We start from the raw sequence: 8,647 nt of genomic DNA on the forward strand, positions 1-8,647 counted from the left end.
TAAAAAAAAAAAAAAATCCCATTCGTGAATATCAAAATATGAAAGAAACTATATAATATCATCAAGGATAAATTGTATTTCCGTAAGATTACGATAACTTTTTCTTCTTTGGATATAAAACCTATATGACCATAAACAAAGAGTATATTATTTCAGATAATTGAGTACTTCAAAGAAAAGAGGAACAAATGGAAGTTTTTTAACCTTCTCCTACAAACTCCTGTTTTTTTGTTTCCCCTACTACTATCCTTATAATTTTGTTACAATTAAAATATACAGATTATTCTAACATAGGAGGAGATTCCCATTGCTACTTCTACAAATGATTCTAAATATTTTACTAGGCGATCCACACGAAAGACAGTTTGAAATTAGAGAAAACATTCAGCTACTAAGTGAACAACGAGAGTTCAACGATTTAATAGAGCGTTATGGCCGTTCTTTCTTATTAAACTTTCGGATTCGAAGATTTATCGGGAAACACGATGCCCGCTTGTTAATACATAATCCAGCAAAACTACAGTACTTCTGTGAGGAACTTGAATCTATGATTAGAAAAAAAGGATTGTTTACATAAGGAGATATTTCATATGAACGCTGTAAAAGTTAAAAAGGTATTATATGTTTTCGTACACCTCGTGGGCCCACTTTCTTACCTCACTATTTCTACCATTTGGGGAGCTTTTTTCACTACTAAATCTACATTCGAAAATATATCTGATAATCTTGGTGTGATGGCTATCTATTACGTGCTTATGAGTTTACTGTGGTTTTTCTATTTAGATCGATTAGACAAAGATGTAGATAAAATTACAAAAGAAATTAAGGTGTAATACATATAAAAAAAGGAGAGCCGCCAAGACTCTCCTTTTTTATGTTAACTTCTTTTCTGCTTCTTATTTGATGAAGATACTTTATGAGAACCTGTTTCATGTGCCGTCGTTCCTTGTCCTTCTATTTCTGGAGAACCAAGGCTTGATCTTGAATGATCTTTTTTCACTTTTTTACTCATTTATATTCACCCCTTCGTGTTACTTTTTGCTACGAGGTAATAAACTATGCAAAATAAAAAGCGAGAGGAAATCCTCTCGCTTTTTTCATATTTTAGAATTCAGAAGAACCTGGAGTTCTTGGGAATGGAATTACGTCACGGATGTTAGCCATGCCAGTGATGTACATTAGGAAGCGCTCGAAACCTAGACCGAATCCAGCGTGTTTTGTACCGCCGTATTTTCTAAGTTCTAAGTACCACCAGTAGTCCTCTTCGTTCATACCTAATTCTTTAATTCTGTCTACTAAAACGTCCATTCTTTCTTCACGTTGGCTTCCGCCGATTAATTCGCCGATGCCAGGAACTAGAAGATCAGTAGCAGCTACTGTTTTTCCATCTTCATTCATACGCATGTAGAACGCTTTAATGTCTTTTGGATAGTCAGTTACGAATACAGGGCGTTTGAAAATTTCTTCTGATAAGTATCTTTCGTGCTCTGTTTGTAAGTCAATACCCCATTCTACTGGATATTTGAAGTCAGCACCTGACTCTTGAAGCACTTTAATTGCTTCTGTATATGTGATACGACCGAAGTCAGAGTTGATTACGTTGTTCATGCGCTCAAGAACTGTTTTATCAACGAAGCTGTTGAAGAATTCCATTTCTTCTGGTGCATGCTCTAGTACGTATTTCATTGCATATTTCAGCATATCTTCTGTAAGATCCATTACGTCGCCTAATTCAGCGAATGCAATCTCCGGCTCAACCATCCAGAACTCAGCTGCATGACGAGTTGTGTTAGAGTTTTCTGCACGGAATGTAGGTCCGAATGTGTATACGTCACGGAATGCTAATGCATAAGCTTCAGCGTTCAGCTGTCCACTTACTGTTAAGTTTGTTTCTTTGCCGAAGAAGTCTTTTGATTCATCAACTTGTCCGTCTTCACCTTTTGGTACGTTGTTTAAATCTTGCGTTGTTACGCGGAACATTTCGCCTGCACCTTCTGTATCACTACCAGTGATGATTGGTGTATGAACATGTACGAATCCACGCTCTTGGAAGAACTGGTGAATCGCAAATGCTGCGACAGAACGTACACGGAACGTTGCAGAGAATGCATTTGTTCTTGGACGTAAGTGAGCGATTGTACGTAAGTATTCAAACGTGTGACGTTTCTTTTGAAGTGGGTAATCAGAATCTGATAAGCCCTCGATATCAATTTTTTCTGCTCTAATTTCAAATGGTTGCTTCGCTCCAGGCGTTGCAATTACTGTACCTTCTACTTTAACTGAAGAGCTAAGTGGAAGTTTTGCAATTTCTTTGAAGTTTTCTAACTCTGTATCGAAAACGATTTGAACGCTTTTAAAGAAGCTACCGTCGTTTAATTCGATGAAACCAAATGCTTTTGAATCACGTAAGTTACGAATCCACCCTGATACTTGTACTGTTTGACCTGCGTATTTATCTGTATCTCTATACAGACTTTTTACTAATGTGTTTTCCATAGTGAAATTCTCCTTTGCACATATATTTAAATACAAAAAAACCTTTCATCCATAAAGGGACGAAAGGTTAAACTTCGCGGTACCACCCAATTTGTCATAAAGACCAACTTTAACTCGTATGTAATACATACTTCCCGGTTTGTAACAGGCCGGATTCCCGTCTAAGTCTACTCTTGAATACAAGATTCAATTTCGGTTAGCAACTCCAAGGTGTTCTTCACATATACCGCCTCATCAGGCTCTCACCGTCCCTGACTCGCTTTGGATTATAGTATATACTACTTTTCCTTATCATCGTCTTTCATTTTGTTAAACTAAAATTAATGTACTACATTCGAGAGAAAGATGCAAGATACCAAAAAATATATCAGCGATTTTTGTAATATATCGATTTTCCGACAATCGTGCCATAAAAAAATTGCCGGGCTTAATCCGGCAATTTCTCATTACTTACGTAACTCCGCACCAAACTTCTCTTCTACCGTTGTTAATACACGGTTATGTGCTTCTGTTACTTCTTCGTCTGTTAACGTACGTTCTGCATCGAAGTATGTCATAGAGAATGCAAGTGATTTCTTGCCTTCTTCCATTTTTTCACCTTCGTATAAGTCAAATAGCGTTACGTCTTTCAGAAGTTCTCCGCCAGCTTCAGCAATAACTTGCTTCATTTCACCAGCTTTTGTTTCTTTCGTTACGACAACAGCCATATCACGTGTCATAGATGGGAAACGTGGAATTGCTGTGTAGTAAGTTTCTTCTGCGTCTGCATCAAATACTTTTACAAGAGATAATTCGAATACGAATGTATTTTTCACATCTAATTGTTTTTCTGCTTCTGGGTGCAATTGACCGATGAAACCAATTACTTCGCCATCTAATACGATGCCAGCTGTACGACCTGGGTGCATCCCTTCACGTTTTGCTGGTGCATAAGTGATTTGGTTTGCAACGCCAAGTACGTCGAATAATCCTTCTAGTACACCTTTCACAACGAAGAAGTCTACTACTTTCTTCTCACCTTGCCATGCATGGTGAAGAGCAAGTCCTGTCATAACACCGGCAAGATGTTGTTCTTCTTTCGGAAGTTCTCCTGCTTCTGTTGGTAAGAAGACAGAACCTACTTCGTATAAAGCAACACTATCGTTTTTACGTGCCACATTATATGAAACAGCTTCTAGTAATTGCGGTACTAAGCTTAAACGAAGTTGGCTACGCTCTTCACTCATTGGAAGTGCAAGATTTACAGGAGCTTTTTCATTTGGCTCGACCATATATTGCTTCGCTTTATCAGCGCTTGTTAATGAATATGTGATCGCTTCATATAAACCAGCACCCTCTAGGAAGCGACGTACTTTACGACGTTTCGTTTGTGCTGATGTTAATTTACCACGAGTCATTGTTCCAGAAGGTAATGTAACTGGAATGTGGTCATAACCGTATAGACGACCCACTTCTTCTACTAAGTCTTCTGAAATTGTAATATCAGGACGACGTGCTGGTACATTCACATGGAATGTTCCTTCTACTTCTGTGAATGGGAATTTCAAGTTTGTGAACATTGTACCCATTTCACTTGCAGAAATATTTGTACCTAATACACGGTTTACTTTTTCAGCAGTAACAGATACTGTACGCTCTTGTACTTGTAAGTTGTCAGCTTCTACTACACCTTCAAGTGCTTCTCCGCCAGCGTATTTCGCCATTAAAGCAGCTGCGTGTTGAATTGCTTCAAATGTACGTGTTGGATCGATTCCTTTTTCAAAACGTGCGCTTGATTCACTGCGAAGACCTAAGTCTTTTGATGTACGGCGCACTGTTTGACCTGCAAAGTATGCAGATTCAATTAAAACGTTTACTGTCTCATTTGTAACTTCAGAGTCCGCTCCGCCCATTACACCAGCAACAGCTAAAGCTTTTGTTCCGTTTGTAATTACAAGGTGGTGGCTTTGTAACGTACGCTCTTGATCATCTAACGTTTCAATTTTTTCGCCTTCTTTTGCAAGACGAACAACGATTTCTTTTGAACCTAATTTATCGTAATCGAATGCATGTAACGGTTGACCGTATTCCATTAAAATGTAGTTTGTAATATCCACTACATTGCTAATTGGACGAATGCCAGCTGCCATAAGGCGCGTTTGCATCCACATTGGTGATGGACCAATCTTTACGTTCTTCACCATTTTTGCAATATATAATGGGTTTTCTTCTTTCGCTTCTACACTTACAGAAATGTAATCAGAAGTTTTTTCTGCTGTTTCTTGTAAGCTGATAGCTGGAAGTTTTACTTCACGGCCATAAATAGCAGCGACTTCATATGCAACACCTAACATGTTTAAGCAATCTGCACGGTTTGGTGTTAAACCAAGCTCAAGTACTTCATCATGTAAGTTTAAAATTTCAAGTGCGTCTGCACCAACTTCAGCGTCACTTGGGAAGATGAAGATACCGTCTGCATATTCTTTTGAAACTAACTTTCCATCAATACCAAGCTCTTGAAGCGCACAAACCATACCGTGAGAAGCCTCACCACGTAGTTTTGCTTTTTTAATTTTGAAGTTGCCAGGAAGTACAGCACCAACTTTTGCAACTGGTACTTTTAAACCTTTTGCAATGTTAGCAGCTCCACAAATAATTTGAACTGGCTCTTCTTCACCGATATCGATTAAACATTTGCTTAATTTATCAGCTTCTGGGTGTTTTTCACATTCTAATACGTGACCAACTACAACACCTTTTACACCTTTATTTAATAATTCAACACCTTCTACTTCAATACCACTTTTCGTGATTTTGTCTGCTAGTTCTTGTGCTGTTACATCTTTAATATCTACATACTCTTGTAACCAACGATATGATACGAACATACTTATCCTCTCCTTCCCTTACGCTCGTTTGAATTGTTGTAAGAAACGTACATCATTTGTATAGAAATGACGAATGTCATCTACGCCGTATTTCAACATTGCGATACGCTCTGCGCCCATACCGAATGCGAAACCTTGATATTCTTTTGAATCATAACCAGCCATTTCAAGTACGTTCGGATGAACCATACCTGCGCCTAAAATTTCGATCCAGCCAGTTCCTTTACAAGTGCCGCAACCTTTGCCGTGACACATCATACAAGAAATATCCATCTCTACAGATGGCTCTGTGAATGGGAAGAAACTTGGACGAAGACGGATTTCACGATCTTCACCGAACATCTTTTTCACGAATACTTGCAGTGTACCTTTTAAGTCACTCATGCGAATGTTTTTATCAATTACAAGACCTTCAATTTGCATGAATTGGTGTGAATGCGTCGCATCATCGTCATCGCGGCGATACACTTTACCAGGACAAATAATTTTAATTGGGCCTTTTTCTTTATTATTTTCCATCGTACGTGCTTGCACAGAAGATGTATGTGTACGTAGTAACGTTTCTTCTGTAATGTAGAATGTATCTTGCATATCACGCGCTGGGTGATCTTTCGGTAAGTTTAATGCTTCGAAGTTGTAGTAGTCTTTTTCTACTTCTGTTCCTTCAGCTACTTCATACCCCATACCGATGAATACATCTTCAATTTGCTCAACAACAGCTGTTAACGGATGGTGACAACCTGTTTCAACAGGACGGCCTGGTAGTGTAACATCAATTGTTTCCGTAGCTAATTTCGCTTCAATTACTGCTTTTTCTAAGTTTCCAATTTTGTCTTCTAAACGCGTTTGAATCGCTTCACGTACTTCATTTACTAATGCTCCCATACGTGGACGCTCTTCTGCTGATAATTTTCCCATGCCGCGTAATACTTCTGTAATTGGACCTTTTTTTCCTAAATACGCTACGCGTACGTCGTTTAAGCCCTTTAGCTCTTTCGCTTCTTCAATAAGCTCTAACGCTTTTTGCTTTAGCTCTTTTAAACGTGCTTCCATTTGGAACCCTCCTAATTTTAAAAATAAAAAAACCTCGCTCCCAAAAAGGGACGAGGTAAATTCGCGGTACCACCCTAAATTGACAGACCAGGTCTGCCCACTCATTAGTTATAACGATCAATTCTGACCGGAACGCCTTTACATATATATGGTCCTGGCGTCAACTCCAGAGGTGAATTCACTTCCGTCTACCATAAGAATGCTTTCAGTCTAAGGCATTCTCTCCCTATATGGCGATTTTGTAAGTTACTCTTCTCTATCAACGTTTTTCGTTATTTAACTTTTAATATAATATACTTCAACTTATTATAAGAAGTTTTTTATTTGTTCGCAACTGGGCTTTGTAAATAATACGTTAAAATCCCTGCTGCAACCGCAACATTTAATGATTCTGCCCCGCCGTAAATCGGAATATACAAGTTTTGATCCGTTTTTGCAAGAATTTCTTGGCTTACGCCGCTTCCTTCATTTCCTACAATTAATGCAAAACCACCAGCTGGTGTTACTTCACCATACGGAACTCCATTTTCAAGAGCTGTTCCATATACAGGAACGTTATTTTCTCTTAACTTGTCTACCCACTCTTCTAAGTTCCCTTTTACAACTGGTAAATGGAAAATAGAACCTTGTGTAGAGCGAAGCACTTTACTATTATATGCATCAACGCATCCTTCTCCAAGCACAACAGCATGAATACCAGCTGCATCAGCTGTACGAATAATTGTCCCTAAGTTGCCCGGGTCTTGAAGACCATCTAATAAAAGAAACTTTCCATCTGCAAGAGCTACTTCACTCTCGTGTTTCTCACAAACAGCAAATACCCCTTGCGTCGTTTCTGTTTCACGGAGTACTTTTACGATTGCTTCAGGTACGATATACATTTCCACATCATTAACTGTCCAATCTTTCGGAAGATCTGTCTGATCAGAAACGATAAGTTCTGTTACAACTCCTGCTTTTAAAGCCTCTTCCACTAAGTGGAATCCTTCTACAAAAAATAAACCTTTTTTATCGCGCTCTTTTTTCGTCTGCAGCTTTTTCCACTGCTTCACACGCGGATTTTGCACTGAATCAATGTTTTTCATAATATGTATTTCCCTCTCTTCTTGTCTTATCATTATAGCCTATTTTTCATACATATTTACATAAAAAAGAACAAAAACTAACGTCAGTTTCAATTCTGAAGAAGAGGTGAAAATAATGAGTTTTAATTTACGCGGTGCTGTATTAGCGAATGTATCTGGAAATTCACAAGATCAATTACAAGAAACGATTGTCGATGCAATTCAAAGCGGTGAAGAAAAAATGCTTCCAGGTCTTGGCGTTTTATTCGAAGTCATTTGGAAAAATGCTGATGAAAATGAAAAACACGAAATGTTAGGAACACTAGAGCAAGGATTAAAAAAATAAACAATAAAAGGTCACCTTAGAAAAAAACTAAGGTGACCTTTTATGTCTATAAAATTTTTCTTCTCCTAAACATTTCTACTTTACTAACGCTACACAGATGGAGTACAATATTCAAAATACATTTAAACCGATCGATTTTCTTTATAGACACCATTAGATAAAAGGAGTGAATGTTTTATGCAACGTATTACGCTTGAACAAGTTTTTAAACATCACATTACACAAAAATATGTAAACCGTTCTGGAATGGTCCACGCGATTGCTGTCGCTTACCATGCGTTTCACTTAGCGAAAAAGCATCATGCCTCAGTCGATGCTGCAACAAAAGCTGGTTTCCTTCATGATATCGGACATCACACATGGTACAGCGAGGGAGAATGGGATTATGACTTGTATAAAAAGAATGATATACATGCGATTAAAGGAGCAGAAAGAGCTCATAAATTGCTTATTAGATTAGGAGAACATCCGAAACTAGCAAAAGAAATTTCTATCGCGATTCTTCTTCATACAGATTCTTTCTTAGTACAGCAAGAAATTGAAAGAACATCTCTTCAAAACATTATTAAATGGGCAGACGAAGCAGATGAAGAACCGGGCGGAGCGCACCATTATAGAACGATTTCTTATGAAAAAGCATTAAAAGCTATTCAACAGTTAGACCGATTGGTAGAACGTGAATTGCAAATAGAGCAATCAAAATCGAATAACAAGGCAGAACATAGTTATCAATGAGAAAGAGGCATCACTATAGGGTGATACCTCTTTTATTATTTTATGGAAAATACACCTTTATATGTAATATTTAAATATTACATATA

The 8,647-nt window shown here is 37.9% G+C and carries 9 protein-coding genes and 2 other annotated features; of the genes, 4 read left to right on the forward strand and 5 right to left on the reverse strand.

Annotated elements, in window-relative coordinates; genetic code table 11:
• Positions 1 to 307 precede the first annotated feature (307 nt).
• Both GFJ36_RS23465 and GFJ36_RS23470 read left to right on the forward strand, forming a co-directional pair.
• Entirely contained in the window at positions 308 to 577 is a 270-nt protein-coding gene (locus GFJ36_RS23465) for a hypothetical protein (RefSeq protein ID WP_088064539.1), read from the forward strand.
• Between the two features lie 13 nt (positions 578 to 590).
• Positions 591 to 833: a hypothetical protein gene (locus tag GFJ36_RS23470; protein ID WP_088064540.1), complete on the forward strand. Its 243-nt coding sequence runs from the start codon at positions 591 to 593 to the stop codon at positions 831 to 833.
• 44 nt (positions 834 to 877) lie between these two features.
• Here the strand turns inward: GFJ36_RS23470 and GFJ36_RS23475 are convergent, their stop codons facing one another.
• The 5 genes from GFJ36_RS23475 to GFJ36_RS23495 all read right to left on the reverse strand — a co-directional run bounded on the left by GFJ36_RS23475 (position 878) and on the right by GFJ36_RS23495 (position 7,534).
• A complete protein-coding gene (locus tag GFJ36_RS23475; protein WP_087985370.1) occupies positions 878 to 1,012 on the reverse strand; it encodes a YuzL family protein in 135 nt (44 codons plus the stop codon).
• A 92-nt stretch (positions 1,013 to 1,104) separates the two neighbouring features.
• A complete protein-coding gene (asnS, locus tag GFJ36_RS23480) occupies positions 1,105 to 2,496 on the reverse strand; it encodes an asparagine--tRNA ligase (RefSeq protein WP_097889209.1) in 1,392 nt (463 codons plus the stop codon).
• A gap of 52 nt (positions 2,497 to 2,548) precedes the next feature.
• Positions 2,549 to 2,800 (reverse strand) — a binding site (T-box leader).
• Positions 2,801 to 2,942: 142 nt separating this feature from the next.
• The gene (gene pheT / locus GFJ36_RS23485; RefSeq protein ID WP_157349747.1) at positions 2,943 to 5,363 is read right to left on the reverse strand and encodes a phenylalanine--tRNA ligase subunit beta; all 2,421 of its coding nucleotides are present in this window, start codon (positions 5,361 to 5,363) and stop codon (positions 2,943 to 2,945) included.
• Between the two features lie 18 nt (positions 5,364 to 5,381).
• Positions 5,382 to 6,416 carry a phenylalanine--tRNA ligase subunit alpha gene (gene pheS, locus GFJ36_RS23490; protein WP_000388220.1) on the reverse strand — a complete coding sequence of 345 codons (1,035 nt, stop codon included), beginning with the start codon at positions 6,414 to 6,416 and terminating at the stop codon, positions 5,382 to 5,384.
• Between the two features lie 43 nt (positions 6,417 to 6,459).
• Positions 6,460 to 6,688, reverse strand: a binding site (T-box leader).
• Positions 6,689 to 6,736: 48 nt separating this feature from the next.
• A complete protein-coding gene (locus GFJ36_RS23495) occupies positions 6,737 to 7,534 on the reverse strand; it encodes a TrmH family RNA methyltransferase (protein ID WP_137036649.1) in 798 nt (265 codons plus the stop codon).
• 82 nt (positions 7,535 to 7,616) lie between these two features.
• Here GFJ36_RS23495 and sspI point away from each other — a divergent pair, with 82 nt between their 5' ends.
• Positions 7,617 to 7,826, forward strand: coding sequence for a small acid-soluble spore protein SspI (sspI, locus tag GFJ36_RS23500; RefSeq protein ID WP_000009511.1), 210 nt, complete (start codon positions 7,617 to 7,619; stop codon positions 7,824 to 7,826).
• Between the two features lie 177 nt (positions 7,827 to 8,003).
• A complete protein-coding gene (locus GFJ36_RS23505) occupies positions 8,004 to 8,561 on the forward strand; it encodes an HD domain-containing protein (protein WP_001189002.1) in 558 nt (185 codons plus the stop codon).
• Positions 8,562 to 8,647: the final 86 nt, after the last annotated feature.

It is taken from the genome of Bacillus sp. EE-W1 (assembly GCF_009760835.1).
Lineage (GTDB): Bacteria > Bacillota > Bacilli > Bacillales > Bacillaceae_G > Bacillus_A > Bacillus_A wiedmannii.

What these genes read in the sequence shown, in the direction of transcription:
- GFJ36_RS23470 (WP_088064540.1), top strand. Translation starts at nt 591, where the DNA reads ATGAACGCTGTAAAAGTTAAAAAGGTATTATATGTTTTCGTACACCTC.
- GFJ36_RS23475 (WP_087985370.1), bottom strand. Translation starts at nt 1,012, where the DNA reads ATGAGTAAAAAAGTGAAAAAAGATCATTCAAGATCAAGCCTTGGTTCT.
- asnS (WP_097889209.1), bottom strand. Translation starts at nt 2,496, where the DNA reads ATGGAAAACACATTAGTAAAAAGTCTGTATAGAGATACAGATAAATAC.
- pheT (WP_157349747.1), bottom strand. Translation starts at nt 5,363, where the DNA reads ATGTTCGTATCATATCGTTGGTTACAAGAGTATGTAGATATTAAAGAT.
- pheS (WP_000388220.1), bottom strand. Translation starts at nt 6,416, where the DNA reads ATGGAAGCACGTTTAAAAGAGCTAAAGCAAAAAGCGTTAGAGCTTATT.
- GFJ36_RS23495 (WP_137036649.1), bottom strand. Translation starts at nt 7,534, where the DNA reads ATGATAAGACAAGAAGAGAGGGAAATACATATTATGAAAAACATTGAT.
- sspI (WP_000009511.1), top strand. Translation starts at nt 7,617, where the DNA reads ATGAGTTTTAATTTACGCGGTGCTGTATTAGCGAATGTATCTGGAAAT.
- GFJ36_RS23505 (WP_001189002.1), top strand. Translation starts at nt 8,004, where the DNA reads ATGCAACGTATTACGCTTGAACAAGTTTTTAAACATCACATTACACAA.